This is a genomic window from Bacillus sp. YH3-2-B2, from assembly GCF_053663335.1.
In genome coordinates, this window is the sequence record NZ_JBSJQE010000006.1 from 42,822 (window position 1) to 59,967 (window position 17,146).

Annotated in this window: 25 protein-coding genes and 1 pseudogene; 23 read left to right on the forward strand and 3 right to left on the reverse strand. The window is 44.7% G+C overall.

The genetic code is table 11. The features are described 5' to 3' along the window. Nucleotides 1–11 precede the first annotated feature (11 nt). From rpmD to ACWJJX_RS18385, 19 genes and pseudogenes are all read left to right on the forward strand, one after another. Nucleotides 12–191, forward strand: a complete 180-nt coding sequence (gene rpmD, locus ACWJJX_RS18295; RefSeq protein ID WP_003156497.1) for a 50S ribosomal protein L30 — start codon at nucleotides 12–14, stop codon at nucleotides 189–191. Nucleotides 192–221: 30 nt separating this feature from the next. Continuing rightward, nucleotides 222–662, forward strand: coding sequence for a 50S ribosomal protein L15 (gene rplO, locus ACWJJX_RS18300; protein WP_003156499.1), 441 nt, complete (start codon nucleotides 222–224; stop codon nucleotides 660–662). A gap of 1 nt (nucleotide 663) precedes the next feature. Beyond that, on the forward strand, nucleotides 664–1,959 hold the full coding sequence (secY, locus tag ACWJJX_RS18305) for a preprotein translocase subunit SecY (protein ID WP_003156501.1): 1,296 nt from the start codon (nucleotides 664–666) through the stop codon (nucleotides 1,957–1,959). Nucleotides 1,960–2,010: 51 nt separating this feature from the next. Beyond that, entirely contained in the window at nucleotides 2,011–2,664 is a 654-nt protein-coding gene (locus tag ACWJJX_RS18310) for an adenylate kinase (RefSeq protein WP_102421961.1), read from the forward strand. Continuing rightward, complete coding sequence (gene map, locus ACWJJX_RS18315; protein ID WP_003156505.1) at nucleotides 2,661–3,407, forward strand: type I methionyl aminopeptidase; 747 nt, start codon at nucleotides 2,661–2,663, stop codon at nucleotides 3,405–3,407. The genes ACWJJX_RS18310 and map overlap by 4 nt, the downstream gene beginning before the upstream one ends. A 64-nt stretch (nucleotides 3,408–3,471) precedes the next feature. Continuing rightward, nucleotides 3,472–3,754, forward strand: a pseudogene (locus tag ACWJJX_RS18320) (KOW domain-containing RNA-binding protein). Then, a complete protein-coding gene (gene infA, locus ACWJJX_RS18325) occupies nucleotides 3,732–3,950 on the forward strand; it encodes a translation initiation factor IF-1 (RefSeq protein WP_003156508.1) in 219 nt (72 codons plus the stop codon). Before ACWJJX_RS18320 ends, infA begins: the two are co-directional and overlap by 23 nt. 33 nt (nucleotides 3,951–3,983) lie before the next feature. Continuing rightward, a complete protein-coding gene (gene rpmJ / locus ACWJJX_RS18330; protein ID WP_003156543.1) occupies nucleotides 3,984–4,097 on the forward strand; it encodes a 50S ribosomal protein L36 in 114 nt (37 codons plus the stop codon). A gap of 22 nt (nucleotides 4,098–4,119) precedes the next feature. Then, nucleotides 4,120–4,485: a 30S ribosomal protein S13 gene (gene rpsM, locus ACWJJX_RS18335; RefSeq protein WP_003156545.1), complete on the forward strand. Its 366-nt coding sequence runs from the start codon at nucleotides 4,120–4,122 to the stop codon at nucleotides 4,483–4,485. A gap of 20 nt (nucleotides 4,486–4,505) precedes the next feature. Continuing rightward, nucleotides 4,506–4,901, forward strand: a complete 396-nt coding sequence (gene rpsK, locus ACWJJX_RS18340) for a 30S ribosomal protein S11 (RefSeq protein ID WP_003156547.1) — start codon at nucleotides 4,506–4,508, stop codon at nucleotides 4,899–4,901. Nucleotides 4,902–5,077: 176 nt separating this feature from the next. Next, on the forward strand, nucleotides 5,078–6,022 hold the full coding sequence (locus ACWJJX_RS18345) for a DNA-directed RNA polymerase subunit alpha (RefSeq protein WP_003156549.1): 945 nt from the start codon (nucleotides 5,078–5,080) through the stop codon (nucleotides 6,020–6,022). A 77-nt stretch (nucleotides 6,023–6,099) separates the two neighbouring features. Continuing rightward, nucleotides 6,100–6,462 carry a 50S ribosomal protein L17 gene (gene rplQ, locus ACWJJX_RS18350; RefSeq protein WP_003156550.1) on the forward strand — a complete coding sequence of 121 codons (363 nt, stop codon included), beginning with the start codon at nucleotides 6,100–6,102 and terminating at the stop codon, nucleotides 6,460–6,462. Nucleotides 6,463–6,593: 131 nt separating this feature from the next. Then, entirely contained in the window at nucleotides 6,594–7,439 is an 846-nt protein-coding gene (locus ACWJJX_RS18355; RefSeq protein ID WP_007615256.1) for an energy-coupling factor ABC transporter ATP-binding protein, read from the forward strand. Then, nucleotides 7,415–8,284: an energy-coupling factor ABC transporter ATP-binding protein gene (locus ACWJJX_RS18360; protein ID WP_003156552.1), complete on the forward strand. Its 870-nt coding sequence runs from the start codon at nucleotides 7,415–7,417 to the stop codon at nucleotides 8,282–8,284. Before ACWJJX_RS18355 ends, ACWJJX_RS18360 begins: the two co-directional genes overlap by 25 nt. Further along, nucleotides 8,281–9,078, forward strand: coding sequence for an energy-coupling factor transporter transmembrane component T family protein (locus tag ACWJJX_RS18365; RefSeq protein ID WP_014304219.1), 798 nt, complete (start codon nucleotides 8,281–8,283; stop codon nucleotides 9,076–9,078). The genes ACWJJX_RS18360 and ACWJJX_RS18365 overlap by 4 nt, the downstream gene beginning before the upstream one ends. Nucleotides 9,079–9,090: 12 nt before the next feature. Further along, complete coding sequence (gene truA / locus ACWJJX_RS18370) at nucleotides 9,091–9,834, forward strand: tRNA pseudouridine(38-40) synthase TruA (RefSeq protein WP_015388779.1); 744 nt, start codon at nucleotides 9,091–9,093, stop codon at nucleotides 9,832–9,834. 159 nt (nucleotides 9,835–9,993) lie between these two features. Then, complete coding sequence (rplM, locus tag ACWJJX_RS18375) at nucleotides 9,994–10,431, forward strand: 50S ribosomal protein L13 (protein WP_003156556.1); 438 nt, start codon at nucleotides 9,994–9,996, stop codon at nucleotides 10,429–10,431. Nucleotides 10,432–10,451: 20 nt separating this feature from the next. After that, complete coding sequence (gene rpsI / locus ACWJJX_RS18380; RefSeq protein WP_003156557.1) at nucleotides 10,452–10,844, forward strand: 30S ribosomal protein S9; 393 nt, start codon at nucleotides 10,452–10,454, stop codon at nucleotides 10,842–10,844. Between the two features lie 137 nt (nucleotides 10,845–10,981). Beyond that, entirely contained in the window at nucleotides 10,982–11,749 is a 768-nt protein-coding gene (locus ACWJJX_RS18385) for a class I SAM-dependent methyltransferase (protein WP_146283877.1), read from the forward strand. A gap of 13 nt (nucleotides 11,750–11,762) precedes the next feature. Here ACWJJX_RS18385 and ACWJJX_RS18390 read toward each other — a convergent pair whose 3' ends face one another. Further along, nucleotides 11,763–12,236: a DinB family protein gene (locus ACWJJX_RS18390; RefSeq protein ID WP_077721698.1), complete on the reverse strand. Its 474-nt coding sequence runs from the start codon at nucleotides 12,234–12,236 to the stop codon at nucleotides 11,763–11,765. Between the two features lie 130 nt (nucleotides 12,237–12,366). Between ACWJJX_RS18390 and ACWJJX_RS18395 the strand changes: the two genes are divergently transcribed. The 3 genes from ACWJJX_RS18395 to ACWJJX_RS18405 all read left to right on the forward strand — a co-directional run bounded on the left by ACWJJX_RS18395 (nucleotide 12,367) and on the right by ACWJJX_RS18405 (nucleotide 14,716). Beyond that, the gene (locus ACWJJX_RS18395; RefSeq protein ID WP_061861089.1) at nucleotides 12,367–12,810 is read left to right on the forward strand and encodes a DUF2521 family protein; all 444 of its coding nucleotides are present in this window, start codon (nucleotides 12,367–12,369) and stop codon (nucleotides 12,808–12,810) included. 60 nt (nucleotides 12,811–12,870) lie between these two features. Then, nucleotides 12,871–13,584, forward strand: a complete 714-nt coding sequence (gene cwlD / locus ACWJJX_RS18400) for an N-acetylmuramoyl-L-alanine amidase CwlD (protein WP_070081277.1) — start codon at nucleotides 12,871–12,873, stop codon at nucleotides 13,582–13,584. A gap of 79 nt (nucleotides 13,585–13,663) precedes the next feature. Further along, nucleotides 13,664–14,716, forward strand: coding sequence for an Mrp/NBP35 family ATP-binding protein (locus ACWJJX_RS18405; protein WP_003156567.1), 1,053 nt, complete (start codon nucleotides 13,664–13,666; stop codon nucleotides 14,714–14,716). A 32-nt stretch (nucleotides 14,717–14,748) separates the two neighbouring features. Here the strand turns inward: ACWJJX_RS18405 and gerD are convergent, their stop codons facing one another. Further along, nucleotides 14,749–15,306 carry a spore germination lipoprotein GerD gene (gene gerD, locus ACWJJX_RS18410; protein WP_003156569.1) on the reverse strand — a complete coding sequence of 186 codons (558 nt, stop codon included), beginning with the start codon at nucleotides 15,304–15,306 and terminating at the stop codon, nucleotides 14,749–14,751. A gap of 107 nt (nucleotides 15,307–15,413) precedes the next feature. On the opposite strand from gerD, the gene kbaA reads away from it, so the two are divergent. Further along, on the forward strand, nucleotides 15,414–16,010 hold the full coding sequence (kbaA, locus tag ACWJJX_RS18415; RefSeq protein WP_003156571.1) for a KinB-signaling pathway activation protein: 597 nt from the start codon (nucleotides 15,414–15,416) through the stop codon (nucleotides 16,008–16,010). Here the strand turns inward: kbaA and pdaB are convergent, their stop codons facing one another. Further along, on the reverse strand, nucleotides 16,011–16,775 hold the full coding sequence (gene pdaB, locus ACWJJX_RS18420; protein WP_065180728.1) for a polysaccharide deacetylase family sporulation protein PdaB: 765 nt from the start codon (nucleotides 16,773–16,775) through the stop codon (nucleotides 16,011–16,013). Nucleotides 16,776–17,146: the final 371 nt, after the last annotated feature.

Here is a 17,146-nt window from a genome sequence, read left to right on the forward strand (position 1 = left end):
AGGGAACATTAATGGCTAAATTAGAAATTACCCTCAAACGCAGTGTAATCGGTCGCCCGGAAGATCAGCGCGTTACTGTAAGAACACTTGGTTTAAAGAAAACAAACCAAACTGTCGTTCATGAAGATAACGCTGCGATCCGCGGTATGATTAATAAAGTTTCTCATCTAGTTTCTGTTAAAGAACAATAAAAATAAATTATAGGCTAAGGAGGTGTCCTAATGAAACTTCATGAATTAAAGCCTTCAGAAGGTTCACGTAAAGTACGCAATCGCGTAGGTCGTGGTATTGGTTCTGGTAACGGTAAAACAGCTGGTAAAGGTCACAAAGGTCAAAACGCTCGTTCTGGCGGCGGTGTACGCCCTGGATTCGAGGGGGGACAAATGCCTTTATTCCAACGTCTTCCTAAGCGCGGTTTTACAAACATCAACCGTAAGGAATACGCTATTGTGAACGTAGACAAATTGAACGGTTTTGCGGAAGGAACGGAAGTCACTCCTGAACTTCTTCTTGAGACTGGTGTTATTAGCAAACTTAATGCAGGAGTAAAGATTCTTGGCAACGGTAAATTAGAGAAAAAATTAACTGTAAAAGCCAATAAATTCTCTGCTTCTGCGAAAGAAGCTGTTGAAGCTGCTGGCGGTACAGCTGAGGTGATCTAACTTGTTTAAGACAATCTCCAACTTTATGCGTGTGAGTGATATTCGGAATAAAATCATTTTTACATTACTCATGCTTATCGTCTTTCGCATAGGTGCGTTTATCCCTGTGCCATATGTAAATGCTCAGGCGTTGCAGACACAAAGTTCGATGGGGGTTTTTGATCTCCTTAACACATTTGGCGGCGGTGCGCTTTATCAGTTCTCCATTTTTGCGATGGGAATTACGCCTTACATCACTGCTTCGATCATCATTCAGCTGCTTCAGATGGATGTTGTGCCGAAGTTTACCGAGTGGTCTAAGCAAGGTGAAGTCGGCCGCCGTAAATTAGCTCAGTTCACGAGATATTTTACGATTGTGCTTGGTTTTATCCAGGCATTAGGTATGTCTTACGGGTTTAACAACCTGGCAAACGGTATGCTGATTGAAAAATCCGGCATATCGACATATCTGATTATTGCTTTAGTACTCACTGGAGGAACTGCTTTTTTAATGTGGCTGGGAGAACAAATTACTTCCAATGGAGTAGGTAACGGAATTTCGATCATCATCTTCGCGGGGATTGTGGCTAGTATTCCGAAAACTGTTGGGCAGATTTATGAGACTCAATTTGTCGGCAGCAGCGATCAGCTGTTTATTCATATTGTAAAAATCGCTTTACTGGTGATTGCGATTTTGGCCGTTATTGTTGGTGTTATTTTCATTCAGCAGGCCGTACGCAAAATCGCGATTCAATATGCAAAAGGGCAAGGTCGTTCACCTGTTGGCGGAGGCCAGTCAACTCACCTTCCGCTTAAAGTGAATCCGGCAGGGGTTATTCCGGTAATCTTTGCGGTTGCGTTCCTTATTACGCCGCGTACTATCGCGTCATTTTTCGGAGAAAACGATGTGACAAAGTGGATTCAAGCCAACTTTGACAATACACATCCGGTGGGCATGACGGTTTATGTCGCATTAATTATCGCCTTTACGTACTTCTATGCTTTTGTGCAGGTAAACCCTGAACAAATGGCTGATAACCTTAAAAAACAGGGTGGCTATATCCCGGGGGTTCGTCCAGGGAAAATGACTCAAGATAGAATTACGAGCATTTTGTATCGACTTACGTTTGTGGGTTCTATATTCTTAGCCGTGATTTCCATTCTTCCTATCTTTTTCATTCAATTCGCTGGATTGCCTCAAAGTGCACAGATTGGCGGAACATCATTGTTAATTGTCGTCGGGGTAGCCTTGGAGACAATGAAGCAGCTGGAGAGCCAGTTAGTGAAACGTAATTACCGAGGATTTATGAAAAATTAGAGGACTGGTTTTAACCATTCCTCTAAATAAGAGAGGACGGGGGAAATCCGAATGAACTTAGTCTTAATGGGACTTCCTGGAGCCGGTAAAGGCACACAGGGAGAACGAATTGTTGAGGATTATGGGATACCTCATATCTCAACGGGAGATATGTTCCGTGCTGCTATGAAAGAAGAAACACCACTCGGACTCGAAGCAAAGTCTTATATTGATAAAGGCGAGCTCGTACCGGACGAAGTCACAATCGGCATTGTCAAAGAAAGACTAGGCAAAGATGATTGTGAAAGAGGTTTTCTTCTGGACGGATTTCCGCGAACAGTCGCTCAGGCTGAAGCTCTTGAAAACATTCTTGAGGAATACGGCAAGCCGATTGATTTTGTCATTAACATTAAAGTAGACAAAGACTCTTTAATGGAACGTTTGACTGGACGCAGAATTTGCAGTGTTTGCGGCACAACCTATCATTTGGTTTTCAATCCGCCGAAAACGCCGGGTGTTTGTGATAAAGACGGAGGAGACCTTTATCAACGGGCAGATGATAATGAGGAAACCGTCTCAAAACGGCTTGAGGTCAACATGAAGCAGACTCAGCCTTTACTCGATTTTTATTCTGAGAAAGGGTATCTTGTCAACGTCAATGGCCAGCAGGACATTAACGACGTGTACAAAGATGTGAAAGAGCTTCTTGGAGGATTGAGCAAATGATTATCTGTAAGACCCCTCGTGAGCTTAGCATCATGCGGGAAGCAGGGCGAATCGTGGCTTTGACTCATGAAGAGATGAAAAAGCACATTAAACCAGGAATCTCGACAAAAGAATTGGATCAAATTGCCGAACGTTTTATTGAGAAGCAGGGTGCAATCCCATCTTTTAAGGGGTATAATGGGTTTCGCGGGAGCATCTGTGTATCAGTTAATGAAGAACTCGTTCACGGAATTCCCGGTAAAAGGGTTTTGCGTGACGGTGACATTATCAGCATTGATATCGGTGCTAAATTAAATGGTTATCATGGTGACTCTGCTTGGACATATCCGGTAGGAAACATCAGTGATGATGATAAACGACTGCTGGAAGTGACAGAGGAGTCTTTATATAAAGGCTTGAAGGAAGCAAAACCAGGTGAACGTTTGTCGAATATTTCCCACGCAATACAAACGTATGTCGAAAATGAGCAGTTTTCAGTTGTTAGGGAGTATGTCGGACATGGTGTTGGTCAAGACTTGCATGAGGATCCGCAAATTCCTCATTACGGTCCGCCAAACAAAGGACCTAGGCTGAAGCCTGGTATGGTTCTCGCTATAGAACCGATGGTTAACGCTGGCAGCCGATATGTGAAAACATTGGCTGATAACTGGACGGTTGTAACGGTAGATGGGAAAAAGTGTGCTCATTTTGAACATACGATTGCGATTACGGAAACGGGTTTTGATATACTGACAAAAGTCTAGATGATGAAATGAATTCCATGACACATGTTTTTCATTCCGCACCTGGGCAGATTGTAGGTTTACAATTGGTCGGAAGAAAAACCGGCTAGCTGCTGTCATCGGAATGAAGACTCATCATCGTGTACTAAAGCAGACGGAGAAAAGCGTACATTTCATTCTCCTTAGAAAAAGAATATCAATCATTCACCCTTTATGATTGCGTATCTCCGGAAGTTCAGAACAGTATAAACGAAACAGGGCGTGTGACAAACGGATAACTGAGATTTTCTCTTTTGAAATTTGTCAGAGAGCAAGTTACTGATTTGAAGAAGGGAGAACACTTGAATGGCGAAAGACGATGTAATTGAAGTGGAAGGTACGATTGTCGAAACACTGCCAAACGCGATGTTCAAAGTTGAACTCGAAAATGGCCATACGGTTTTGGCTCACGTATCTGGTAAAATCCGCATGCACTTCATTCGCATTTTACCTGGAGACAAAGTTACGGTAGAATTATCTCCATATGACTTAACTCGTGGCAGGATTACGTACCGTTACAAATAAAGCACTCCGGAAACTGAAGGAGGTTGGAAACACATGAAAGTGAGACCATCAGTTAAACCAATCTGCGAGAAATGTAAAGTTATTCGCAGAAAAGGAAAAGTAATGGTGATCTGTGAAAATCCAAAGCATAAACAAAAACAAGGATAATTAATAAGGAGGTGCCCAGAGAATGGCTCGTATTGCTGGTGTAGATATCCCACGTGACAAACGTGTTGTTATTTCTTTAACATATGTCTTCGGAATTGGCCGCACAACGGCTCAGCAAGTCTTGAAAGAGGCTGGTGTTTCTGAAGATACTCGTGTGCGTGATCTTACTGAAGAAGAACTTGGTAAAATCCGTGATGTTATTGACAAACTGAAAGTAGAAGGTGACCTTCGCCGTGAAGTTTCTCTTAACATCAAGCGTCTGATCGAAATCGGAAGCTACCGCGGAATCCGCCATCGCAGAGGTTTGCCTGTTCGCGGACAAAACTCTAAAAACAATGCGCGTACTCGTAAAGGTCCGCGTCGTACTGTAGCTAACAAGAAAAAATAAGTAAGGGAGGTACCTAAACAATGGCTGCTGCTCGTAAACAAAACACGCGTAAACGTCGCGTGAAAAAGAATATTGAGTCAGGAATCGCTCATATTCGTTCAACTTTCAACAACACGATCGTTACGATCACTGATACTCATGGTAATGCTATTTCTTGGTCAAGTGCCGGAGCTCTAGGATTCAGAGGTTCTCGTAAATCGACTCCTTTTGCTGCGCAAATGGCTGCTGAAACAGCTGCTAAAGGTTCAATCGAACACGGACTTAAAACTCTTGAAGTAACTGTTAAAGGACCAGGTTCTGGCCGTGAAGCTGCAATCCGTGCTTTACAAGCTGCCGGACTTGAAGTTACAGCTATCAGAGACGTAACTCCTGTTCCTCATAATGGATGCCGTCCACCAAAACGTCGCCGCGTGTAATTTGTTTGTATAGATTTTGTGTCCCTGTCAATAATGGGTTATGATACAGTTATTTATGAAACGAATGCACCGACTCGTTGCCTGAGCACATACGGGACTAAACAATGGGGAATTTCGGATGGAATCTCATATGATTCTATTCGAGGTTTCGACGTTTTGAAGGAGGGTTTTAAGTAATGATCGAGATTGAAAAACCAAAAATCGAAACGGTTGAAATCAGCGACGATGCCAAATTTGGTAAGTTTGTCGTAGAGCCGCTTGAGCGTGGATATGGTACAACTCTGGGTAACTCCTTACGTCGTATCCTCTTATCCTCACTCCCTGGTGCCGCTGTAACATCGATCCAGATAGATGGTGTACTGCACGAATTCTCGACAATCGAAGGCGTTGTGGAAGATGTTACAACGATAATCTTGCACATTAAAAAGCTTGCATTGAAAATCTACTCTGATGAAGAGAAGACGCTTGAAATTGATGTACAGGGCGAAGGAACTGTCACAGCAGCTGATATTACACACGACAGCGATGTTGAAATCCTTAATCCGGATCTTCATATCGCGACTCTTGGTGAGAATGCGAGTTTCCGAGTTCGCCTTACTGCACAAAGAGGACGTGGGTATACACCTGCTGATTCGAACAAAAGAGACGATCAGCCAATCGGCGTGATTCCGATCGATTCAATCTTTACGCCAGTTTCTCGTTTATCTTATCAGGTAGAAAACACTCGTGTAGGCCAGGTTGCAAACTATGACAAACTTACACTTGATGTTTGGACTGACGGAAGCACTGGACCGAAGGAAGCAATTGCTCTCGGTTCAAAGATTTTAACTGAACACCTTAATATATTCGTCGGTTTAACTGACGAAGCTCAGCATGCTGAAATCATGGTTGAAAAAGAAGAGGACCAAAAAGAAAAAGTTCTTGAAATGACGATTGAGGAACTTGATCTTTCTGTCCGTTCTTACAACTGCTTGAAGCGTGCGGGCATTAACACGGTTCAAGAACTTGCGAACAAGACGGAAGAAGATATGATGAAAGTTCGCAACCTGGGACGCAAATCACTTGAAGAAGTGAAAGCGAAACTTGAAGAACTTGGACTCGGCCTTCGCAAAGACGATTGATCTAGTTTCCATGTGAACTAGGATTTTCGTGTGTTTTTTAATTAGAAACAGCATTCCATTAAAGGAGGGGACATCACATGTCATACAGAAAACTAGGACGTACGAGTTCACAGCGTAAAGCTATGCTTCGTGATCTTACAACAGATTTGATCATCAACGAAAGAATTGAAACAACTGAAACACGTGCGAAAGAACTTCGCTCTGTTGTTGAAAAGATGATCACTCTTGGTAAGCGCGGTGACTTGCATGCTCGTCGTCAAGCTGCTGCATACATTCGCAACGAGGTTGCTAATGAAGAAAATAACCAAGATGCACTTCAAAAATTATTCTCTGACATTGCAACTCGTTACGAGGAGCGCCAAGGCGGATACACACGTATTATGAAGCTTGGTCCTCGCCGTGGTGACGGTGCACCAATGGCAATCATCGAATTGGTTTAATCACATATTTTTGTGTATCTAAAGAAGGGCGGGACAGTTTCTAACTGGATCTATGCCCTTTTTTTAGATATCAGAACTTTTTATCATGAGACAGAAAAGCAGAGCTATAGCTGAGAGGAGGTCAGGCGCCCGTGGATCAAAAACAGCTTATATCCGTAAAAGACATTCTATTCCGCTACCGCAAAGATGCAGAAAGACCGGCGCTGGACGGTGTGAGTCTGGAGGTATATGAAGGAGAATGGCTTGCTATCGTAGGTCACAACGGTTCAGGGAAGTCGACTTTGGCCAGAGCGCTGAACGGGCTGATTTTGCCTGAGGCCGGAGAAATTGAAGTCGGCGGCATCAAGCTGACTGAGGATACCGTGTGGGATGTGCGAAAAAAAATAGGGATGGTCTTTCAGAATCCCGATAACCAATTTGTCGGAACGACTGTTCGCGATGATGTGGCTTTTGGTTTAGAAAACAATGGTGTTCCGCGCGAAGAAATGATTGAGAGAGTAGATTGGGCTGTCACACAAGTCAATATGCAGGATTTTCTTGATCAAGAGCCGCACCATCTCTCCGGAGGTCAAAAACAAAGAGTGGCGATCGCGGGAATTATTGCCGCGCGTCCTGATATTATGATTTTGGATGAAGCGACATCCATGCTTGACCCGATTGGGAGAGAAGAAGTCCTTGATACTGTCAGACGCTTAAAAGATCAGGGCATGGCCACCGTCATTTCGATAACACATGACCTGGAAGAAGCCGCAAGGGCGGACAGGATCATTGTGATGAACGGCGGCAGGAAATATGCAGAGGGCACGCCTGAAGAGATTTTTAAATTAAATGAAGACTTGGTTCGCATCGGTCTTGATTTGCCTTTCTCATTCCAGCTCAGCCTGCTTTTGAAAGAAAGCGGACTGGCGTTAACGAAAAACCATCTGACTCAGGAAGGGCTGGTGAATGAGCTGTGGACATTAAAATCAAAGATGTAGAACACCGCTATCAAATGAAGACACCGTTTGAACGGCTTGCTCTGTATGATATCAATGCCGTGATAAAAGAGGGCAGCTACGTTGCCGTCATCGGGCATACAGGGTCGGGCAAATCGACGCTCCTGCAGCATTTAAACGGTTTGCTGAAACCGACTAAAGGACAGCTTGAGCTCGGGAGCACGATTCTGGCAGCCGGTAAAAAAAATAAAGACCTTAAGACTTTGCGAAAAAAAGTCGGAATCGTTTTCCAATTTCCCGAACATCAGCTGTTTGAAGAGACTGTGCTGAAGGACATCGCATTCGGACCGATGAATTTCGGTGTAAAAAAAGAAGACGCTGAACGGAAAGCAAAAGAAATGCTGGGGCTTGTGGGCCTTCCGGAAGACATTTTGGATCGTTCACCGTTCGAGCTCAGCGGCGGCCAGATGCGCAGAGTGGCGATTGCCGGCGTTCTCGCGATGGAGCCGGAAGTGCTGGTTTTGGATGAACCGACGGCCGGTCTTGATCCGAGAGGGCGCCAGGACATTATGGACATGTTCTATGCGCTTCATCAGCGGGGAAACCTGACTACCGTTCTCGTCACCCACAGCATGGAGGACGCCGCCCGCTATGCTGACGAAATGATCGTCATGCACAAAGGAACCATTAAAGCGACGGGGAGTCCGCGTGACTTGTTTGTAAAAGGTGAAGAGATGGCCGAAATGGGACTGGATCTTCCTGAGTCGGTGAAGTTTCAGAGACGGCTTGAGGAGGCTCTCGGAGTTAAGTATGAAAAACCCATGCTGACCCTGCAGGATGCCGCGAGCGAAATTAAGGCTTTCTTTCAGGAGGAAAAGGACCAATGATGGACAGCATGATTATCGGAAAGTATGTTCCCGGATCATCGCTTATTCACCGATTGGACCCGCGAACAAAACTTGTCAGCATCTTTCTTTTTGTATGTATCGTTTTTTTGGCAAACAACGTACAAACGTATGCTTTGCTCGGTTTGTTTACATTCGGGGTGATCGCCTTAACACGAGTGCCGTTCAGCTTTTTGCTGAAAGGGCTTAAGCCGATTATCTGGATTGTGGCGTTTACCTTTTTATTACACATTTTCATGACGCATGAAGGATCTGTCATTTTTCAGCTTGGCTGGTTTAAAGTGTATGAGGGCGGACTTATACAGGGGATTTTTATCTCCCTCCGTTTCGTTTACCTTATCTTTATGACAACGCTGCTGACGCTGACAACAACGCCGATTGAAATAACGGATGGAATGGAGCAGCTCTTGAATCCTTTTAAAAAGGTGAAGCTGCCCGTACACGAACTCGCATTGATGATGTCGATATCATTGCGATTTATCCCGACATTGATGGAAGAGACAGATAAAATCATGAAGGCGCAAATGGCGAGGGGTGCGGACTTTACAAGCGGCCCGGTGAAAGACAGAATCAAAGCGGTTGTTCCGCTACTTGTCCCGCTGTTTGTCAGCGCCTTTAAACGCGCGGAAGAGCTTGCGGTCGCCATGGAGGCGAGAGGCTACCAGGGCGGTGAGGGGAGAACGAAATACAGAAAGCTCGTCTGGACCGGAAAGGATACCGGAGCCATTCTGCTCATCATCGTATTAGCCGTGTTATTGTTTTTCTTAAGAAGTTAGAGGTGCTGCTGAATGAGAGTGAAATGTACCATTGCTTATGACGGGCATTTATTTAACGGATATCAGGTTCAGCCTGGAAAGCGGACCGTTCAAAGTGAATTGGAAAAAGCGCTGGCCGTCATCCATAAAACGGACGGCAGGGTGCCTGTCATCTCATCGGGCCGCACGGACAGCGATGTTCATGCTGCCGGGCAGGTTATTCATTTTGATACGCCGCTGTCCATCCCGGCTGAGAAATGGCCGTTTGCGCTCAATGCCCTGCTGCCTGATGATATTGCCGTCAAAACAGCAGAGATTGCGGATGATGGGTTCCATGCACGATTTAGCGCAGTCCAAAAGGAATATCGCTACTTTGTATATACGGAGAAACACCCGGACGTATTTAAACGACATTACGCTTACCATTTTGCATATCAGCTTAATGTGCAGAAAATGAGGGAAGCTTCAAGGCACCTCATCGGGACACATGATTTCACAAGCTTTTGCGCGGCTGATACCGCGGTTCAGGATAAGGTCAGAACGATTTACGAGCTGGATTGGACTGAGACCGGAGACGGCCTGCAGATGCGGATCACCGGAAACGGTTTTCTCTATAATATGGTCAGAATCATTGCCGGAACGTTATTGGATACAGGAGCTGGAAAATTTTCTCCCGATGATGTAAAAGCAATGCTCGAAGCGAAGGATCGCGAAGCCGCGGGGCGCACCGCACCGGGGCACGGGCTGTATTTATGGAGCGTTTGCTATGACAACTAAACCAGGTGTAACATTTTCTTGACAGAGTCTGCATAAAGTTATAAGATATCATATGGTATGTATTTCAACCCCACGATAAGCCCCGGAACTTATTGTGTTGTGAAATAGAACGTAACAGAAGTTTATGAAAAAATGACAGATCATTTAGGAGGGAATTAAATGCGTACAACACCTATGGCTAACGCAAGTACTATTGAACGCAAGTGGTTAGTTGTTGATGCAGCAGGCAAGACTTTAGGACGTCTTTCTACAGAAGTTGCATCTATCCTTCGCGGGAAACACAAACCGACTTACACACCGCACGTTGATACTGGAGATCATGTGATCATCATCAACGCTGAAAAAATCGAGTTAACTGGTAAAAAGTTAACTGATAAAATCTACTACCGTCACACAATGCACCCAGGCGGTCTGAAATCAAGAACAGCTCTTGAAATGCGTACAAACTACCCTGAGAAAATGCTTGAACTTGCTATCAAAGGCATGCTTCCAAAAGGTTCTCTAGGTCGTCAAATGTTCAAGAAATTGAACGTATACCGTGGTTCTGAGCATCCACATGAAGCACAAAAACCTGAAGTTTACGAACTTCGCGGTTAATTAAAAAGGAGGTTACCAATTTGGCACAGGTTCAATATTACGGTACTGGCCGTCGTAAAAGTTCTGTAGCGCGTGTGCGCTTAGTTCCAGGAGAAGGTCGTATCGTCGTTAATAATCGTGAAATCAGCGAGCACATTCCATCTCCGGCTCTAATCGAAGATATCAAACAACCATTAGCTTTAACTGAAACAGCTGGTACTTATGATGTTTTAGTAAACGTACATGGAGGCGGCTTATCTGGTCAAGCTGGAGCAATCCGTCACGGTATCGCTCGTGCTTTGCTTGAAGCAGATCCAGAATACCGCGCAACACTTAAACGTGCTGGTCTTCTGACTCGTGACGCCCGTATGAAAGAACGTAAAAAATACGGTCTTAAAGGCGCTCGTCGTGCACCTCAGTTCTCAAAACGTTAATCGTTTTGGATGGCAAAAACCACAACTTCTTGGTTGTGGTTTTTTTGTATTTTTTTCTCATATCGAAGAGGTTATCCGATGTTTTTCTAGAATTGTTTGTTATACTCTATTCATTACCAATAAGGAGCGCAGTTATAATGAATAAGTTAGTCATACATAACAGCAAGGCATGGGATAAAAAAGTCGAAACAGGCAATGAATGGACGGTTGCGGTTGATTCTCATACAATTGGTGAAGCGAAAAAAGGCAATTGGAGCATCAGAATGACCCCCGAAAAAGATGTGCCGGCGGATTGGTTTCCGCCCATAGACGGTCTGAAGGTTCTTTGTCTTGCTTCAGGAGGAGGACAGCAAGGGCCGGTCCTTGCTGCTGCAGGAGCGGACGTCACCATCTTTGACAATTCGGAAAAACAGCTTGCGCAAGACAGAATGGTTGCCGAGCGGGACGATCTTACGCTTCGGACTGTCAAAGGCAGCATGAATGATCTGAGCTGTTTTGATGATGAGACATTTGATTTTATCGTGCACCCGGTATCGAATTGCTTTGTTGATACGGTTCTTCCGGTATGGAAAGAAGCTCATCGCGTATTGAAAAAAGGCGGGTCTTTAGTCTCCGGTTTTGTAAATCCCGTCGTGTTCTTATTTGATATGGATTTAGAGCAGGAAGGCGTACTAAAAGTAAAGTATTCCATTCCGTTTTCCGATGAAAAAGATCTGAGTAAGAAAAAGGTAAAGGAACTTATTGATAATCATGAAGCGCTTGAATTCGGCCATACGCTGGAGGATCAAATTAAAGGTCAGATTGACGCAGGCTTTATGGTTGCCGGTTTTTATGAGGACAAAGGCGGCCTCGTGCTGGATGAATACATTAATACATACTCCGTAACAAGAAGCATTAAAATATAAAAACGGCATCCCGTCAGAGGTGCTGTTTTTTTGCGGCTTTTTCCTGCGGACGGCTGATCACATTAGCCGAAACCGGTTCTATTCCAATTTCTCTGGCCCAAACCGACAGTTGTCCCATGTGGTGAATCTCATGCGCAAGGATGTGGCGGAGAATATCTTCTTTAGGAAAGGTTTGGTCCATCCAGTCCGGCTTAACAAGATCCGCCCCTTTGCGGGAGACCGCATGAATGACATCCTCCCGATACTGTTCAGACAGCTTTCTGAGATCCTGAATGCTCGTATAGCCAGACTCAGCGGGTAAAACATCATCTTTACCTAAAATGGCACGAGCCCAGCTGATCTCGACATCAATGATATGAAATAAAGTCCGCAAGATGCTCTCCATTCCGCCCGTCCGGGTTTTCGTCAGTTCCTCCCGGCTCAGCTTTTCACATATCATAAACCACTCGTCACGCACCGTCCAATTGTATTGAAACAGCTTTTTCATCACGTCACCTCAGCTCTTTATTCTTCCATTTAACATGAAACTCCTTCATTTGGGAGGATTTCCACTATCAACAAAGCATGCTTTTTCCCTTTTCCTTTCAAAATAACAGTAAAAAGGAGCGTGGCTGGCAATGGCAGAAGTATTATCTTTTTCAGACGTGAAACGGCAGAAGGATTTTGAGCTTGAGAAGAGTTTACTAAAGGAGCTGTCACTGACGCAGATCATTCAGTCCGTAAAAGCATGTCTTACCCCTTTGTTTCCCTTTCTTCAAGACGAAAACGGCATTCTGAGTGAAGGATGCATAGATTTTGCAATTGAAGCGTATTTATTAGGCGGCCGGTTCGGCGTCTTTGGCTATTATGGTGAGTCTTTGCAGAGGGCAAACGCCCGTTCGGCTGAAGAAGAGGAAGAACTGACGGCCGATTTTTTTGAATATCTTTGCAATTGGACGCATGAGCAATATTCTTCCGTTGAACAAAAAGAAATCTATGAAGCGTCCTGCCGGTTTATCAACAGCTGGTGGACGGAAGGATTTCTGCAAAGGGAAAAACAATGTAAGCTCCGCATGAGGTAATCATAATTTCCTCCCTTGTCCCATACTTATTAATAACGGGGACAAGCGGGAGGGAAAGCTATGACAAAAAAGCTGAAATGGCTCGGTTTTTTACTTGGCTTTATCATATTATTGTGTTTATTCCGGTTTCAATTCCATAATGATGATTCCTGGCGGCCGTGGAGCCTGCCGCTGAGCGGGAAAATCATCTATCTCGATCCGGGGCACGGCGGGCCGGACGGAGGCGCCACGGGAGGCAGTCACCTTGAAAAGGACATTACTCTCGAAGTGGCCTCCAGGGTCAGAGACTATTTGCAGGAGCAGGGAGCTTTGGTTATTATGACGCGGGAGACGGATACTGATTTAGCTCCTGAAGGGACGAGAGGCTACAGCCGACGCAAAGCGGAAGATCTGAGAAAGCGCGTGGAGATCATCAACCGTTCAGAGGCGGAGCTTTATATCAGCATTCATCTGAACGCCATACCGTCACCGAGATGGAGCGGCGCCCAAAGTTTCTACTATGGAAAATACGAAGAGAATGAAAAAGTGGCCAAATATATACAGGATGAATTGAGAATCAATTTGGAGAATACAACGAGAAAGGCAAAACGGATACACGGCATTTACTTAATGCAGAATGTAACCAAACCGGGCGCGCTGGTGGAAATCGGATTTCTGTCCAATCCCGCGGAAGCGAAAAGGCTCGGCCAGCCTAAATATCAGGACAAAATCGCTTCTTCCGTGTATAAGGGCGTGTTGAGATATTTTACAGAGAAAGGAGACCCTCCCGAGTAAGGAGGGTTTTTCGCCGATTCTGCGTTTAATATATGGTATAATACCATTTGTAAACGAATACACAAAGGGTGAGGGTTCGATGATAAGAGAAGATGAAGTAAGAAATATAGTCGGAAACATGCGCGAACCTTTTCTTCATAGACCGCTGGGAGAATTGGATGCCATTAAAGAAGTAAAGGTCAAGCCGGAAAAACGGCATGTCAGTGTAAAAATTGCATTGGCAAAAACGGGGACGGCTGAACAGATGGGCATTCAGCAGGAAATCGTATCCGTTTTGAAAGAAGCGGGTGCGGAAACTGTCGGACTGCGGTTTGAAGAGCTGCCGGAAGAAACATTGGCAAAATTCAGCCGGCCTGCTGCTGAAAGCGAAACTCTGCTGAATAGGAAACATCCGCCGGTCTTTCTTGCGGTGGCAAGCGGAAAAGGCGGTGTCGGCAAATCAACGGTTTCCGTCAACCTGGCCATTTCTCTTGCGCGGCTCGGCAAAAAAGTCGGCTTGATCGACGCGGATATATACGGATTCAGCGTGCCGGACATGATGGGTATTACAGTTCGCCCGACAGTTGAAGGAGAAAAACTGCTTCCTGTCGAAAGATTTGGAGTAAAGGTTATGTCGATGGGCTTTTTCGTCGAAGAAAACGCTCCGGTTGTGTGGAGAGGGCCGATGCTGGGCAAGATGCTGAATAACTTCTTCCATGAGGTTGACTGGGGAGAGGTTGACTATATCGTTCTCGATCTGCCGCCCGGCACGGGTGATGTGGCGCTCGATGTACACACGATGCTTCCGAGCTGCAAAGAGATTATCGTATCAACGCCGCACCCTACAGCCGCATTTGTAGCGGCGAGAGCGGGTTCTATGGCGATTAAGACCGATCATGAAGTTGTAGGGGTCATTGAAAATATGGCTTATTATGAAAGTGCAAAAACCGGCGAGAGAGAATATGTGTTCGGTCAAGGCGGGGGAGACAAGCTTGCAGAGGAATTGCAGGTGCCGCTGCTTGGCAGAATTCCTTTAAAACAGCCTGATTGGGACAAGGACCAGTTTGCGCCTTCTGTCTATGACAGAAGTCATCCGATCGGGGAAATTTATATGGGAATCGCCCAGAAAGTCATTGAAAAAACAGCTGAATAAAAAAGGGGCCGGGATCAACACGGCCCGGCCTTTTATTGGCTTTCTTTTTCAGAGCTTGAAGCCGCTTTTTTCAATTCATCCTCGAATTGCTTTTTGAAAAGCGGGCTGGAAAGTGTCTCTGTAATTACATCTTCTAAGTAACTGCGGAACTTTTGGCTTTTCACCAGCTCATAGTATTTTTTATCCATGCCGGGGTCCTGCATGATCTGCATAAAACTTTTCTGATAATCAGGGTCTTTCATCAGTTTTTTTATGATTTTTTCGTGCTCGGGCTGAAGCGTTTTTGCAAAGCTCTCGGCGAACTTTGAGTCTTCAAAGATGGTTTTCCAGAACTCCGCCCCTTTTTTAGAGGTGAGGGTTTTCTCTATTGTGCCTTTAATGGCATTTTGATCAATCACCAATGCCTCATTCATCGCATCATCATTTAATATTTCCTTAATTGCTTTTTTTCCATCATCTGTCTTTAATATATCAACAACCATTTTTTTAGTCTGGTCATAATCCATATCCGCTGCTTGGTCTTTTGGAGCACAAGCTGTTACAGATAATACAACAAAACAGCTTATCAATAGCGTTCTGGCTTTTGACATGCATAAGCTCCTTCCTTACTTGTACTTATTTTTAATATGATTCATCGGAATGGATTTATACATAACAAAATATCGCTGAACGCGATTGTCAGGGGGATGAATAAGAGATGAAAAGCCGCGGGCTTGTTCGATTTTTCTTTTCGATTTTAGCTGTGGGCGCTCTTATTACAAGCGTCGTGGGATTTGCACTGAAGTGGGGGGAGTACAAGGGGTTCTTTCTGAATTTTGAGGCCGGTCAGATTTTCTCCGTTCTGATCTGGTTTATCGGGGTAGGCATGATTTTCAGTGTGATCAGCCAGATGGGATTCTTCGTCTTTCTGACGGTGCACCGGTTTGCCCTTGAAATTCTCAGATCAAACTCGCTTTGGAATCTGCTTCAGCTGTTTATCATTCTGTTTGTCGCTTTTGATTTAATGTACGTCAGATTTTTGTTTTTCGGTGAGCGGGATGACTCGATTGCGGGGTTTGTCTGGCTGCCGCTGGCTCTGCTTGCCGTCGGCCTGTTGACGGCGTATATAAAACAAAAGCAGTCCTCAAAAAATACGTTCGTTTCATCATTATTTTTAATGGTCGTTATTACGGCGCTTGAATGGGTTCCTGCGCTAAGAGTGAATAATGAGGACTGGCTTTATTTGATGCTGATTCCGCTGATGGGCTGCAATGCGTTTCAGCTGTTAATGCTGCCGAAGTTTGCCCAGAGGTAGTTATTTCACTTCTGATGACTTGACGTCAGTATTTGCGATCAGGTCGCCGACTGTCACGTTTTTCAGTCCTTTTTGCTTTAAATTGTGAATGATGGCGGGGAGCGCTTCTTCGGTCTGTGTTGCTGAATCAGAGGCGTGCAGCAGGACAATGTCGCCGCCTTTTATATGACTGTTTACATTTTCAATGATTTTATCAGGACCGGGATTTGTCCAATCCTGCGAGTTAACGCTGTAATGAACCACTGAATAGCGGTACTGCTGTGCAATGGTAAGAACCTTTTTATTAAATTGTCCGGTCGGCGGGCGGAGTAAATGAACATTCTTCACACCCAGCTTTTTAAATGCGGTCTGGGCCCGGAGGATATCTTTTTTTATTTCATTGTCCTCTAGGTTGGTATAATTCTTATACGCATATCCCATGCTGCCGATTTGATGTCCGTCTTTTACCATACGTTCAACTGTGTCCGGGTGCCGTTCCGCCCAAGAAGCTGACAGAAAAAAAGTGGCGTTTTTAATACCGTTTGCTTTTAGCGCGTTCAGAATCGGAACCGCTTTTTCGTCGCCCCAGCTGATATCGAATGTTAATGCGACTTCGCCCGCTTTCGTTTCCCCTTTTGAAATAGCCTTCGGGCCGCTATCAGTTAAAAATACAGGAAGGGGGACGGCTCTCTGTATATAAAAAAAGCTGGCTGCTGCAAATGCGGCAATGATAATAATAAGCAGCTGTTTTATCCTTCTGATGTGCCACACGTAGAAGTGGTTCACTGATGACGCCTCCTTATCTTGTCCATGCTTGATTACATCGTATGCCGCGGCGGAGATGAATATAACGAAATACGTTTCAAAAAAAACGAAAAAAATACTTGCTAAATTCAGCCGATGCATGGTATATTATTAAACGTCGCTGATGGACAGCAGACAACAACAAAAAGCTTCGGAAACAACTTAAAAAAAGTTGTTGACATAAAAGAAGCTGGGTGGTAAGATAATAAAGCTGCTTCAACAAGCGGTAATGATCTTTGAAAACTAAACAAGACAAAACGTACCTGTTAATTCAAAGTTTTAAATAAATCGCACAGCGATGTGCGTAGTCAGTCAAACTACTTTATCGGAGAGTTTGATCCTGGCTCAGGACG

Excerpts from the sequence above, each read along its gene's own strand:
- kbaA (WP_003156571.1), top strand. The coding sequence starts at position 15,414 with ATGAAAAGCCGCGGGCTTGTTCGATTTTTCTTTTCGATTTTAGCTGTG.
- map (WP_003156505.1), top strand. The coding sequence starts at position 2,661 with ATGATTATCTGTAAGACCCCTCGTGAGCTTAGCATCATGCGGGAAGCA.
- ACWJJX_RS18405 (WP_003156567.1), top strand. The coding sequence starts at position 13,664 with ATGATAAGAGAAGATGAAGTAAGAAATATAGTCGGAAACATGCGCGAA.
- rpmJ (WP_003156543.1), top strand. The coding sequence starts at position 3,984 with ATGAAAGTGAGACCATCAGTTAAACCAATCTGCGAGAAATGTAAAGTT.
- gerD (WP_003156569.1), bottom strand. The coding sequence starts at position 15,306 with ATGTCAAAAGCCAGAACGCTATTGATAAGCTGTTTTGTTGTATTATCT.
- rpsK (WP_003156547.1), top strand. The coding sequence starts at position 4,506 with ATGGCTGCTGCTCGTAAACAAAACACGCGTAAACGTCGCGTGAAAAAG.
- ACWJJX_RS18310 (WP_102421961.1), top strand. The coding sequence starts at position 2,011 with ATGAACTTAGTCTTAATGGGACTTCCTGGAGCCGGTAAAGGCACACAG.
- ACWJJX_RS18395 (WP_061861089.1), top strand. The coding sequence starts at position 12,367 with ATGGCAGAAGTATTATCTTTTTCAGACGTGAAACGGCAGAAGGATTTT.
- rplQ (WP_003156550.1), top strand. The coding sequence starts at position 6,100 with ATGTCATACAGAAAACTAGGACGTACGAGTTCACAGCGTAAAGCTATG.
- ACWJJX_RS18385 (WP_146283877.1), top strand. The coding sequence starts at position 10,982 with ATGAATAAGTTAGTCATACATAACAGCAAGGCATGGGATAAAAAAGTC.
- truA (WP_015388779.1), top strand. The coding sequence starts at position 9,091 with ATGAGAGTGAAATGTACCATTGCTTATGACGGGCATTTATTTAACGGA.
- cwlD (WP_070081277.1), top strand. The coding sequence starts at position 12,871 with ATGACAAAAAAGCTGAAATGGCTCGGTTTTTTACTTGGCTTTATCATA.
- rplO (WP_003156499.1), top strand. The coding sequence starts at position 222 with ATGAAACTTCATGAATTAAAGCCTTCAGAAGGTTCACGTAAAGTACGC.
- rpsM (WP_003156545.1), top strand. The coding sequence starts at position 4,120 with ATGGCTCGTATTGCTGGTGTAGATATCCCACGTGACAAACGTGTTGTT.
- rpmD (WP_003156497.1), top strand. The coding sequence starts at position 12 with ATGGCTAAATTAGAAATTACCCTCAAACGCAGTGTAATCGGTCGCCCG.
- ACWJJX_RS18345 (WP_003156549.1), top strand. The coding sequence starts at position 5,078 with ATGATCGAGATTGAAAAACCAAAAATCGAAACGGTTGAAATCAGCGAC.
- infA (WP_003156508.1), top strand. The coding sequence starts at position 3,732 with ATGGCGAAAGACGATGTAATTGAAGTGGAAGGTACGATTGTCGAAACA.
- ACWJJX_RS18390 (WP_077721698.1), bottom strand. The coding sequence starts at position 12,236 with ATGAAAAAGCTGTTTCAATACAATTGGACGGTGCGTGACGAGTGGTTT.
- rplM (WP_003156556.1), top strand. The coding sequence starts at position 9,994 with ATGCGTACAACACCTATGGCTAACGCAAGTACTATTGAACGCAAGTGG.
- ACWJJX_RS18365 (WP_014304219.1), top strand. The coding sequence starts at position 8,281 with ATGATGGACAGCATGATTATCGGAAAGTATGTTCCCGGATCATCGCTT.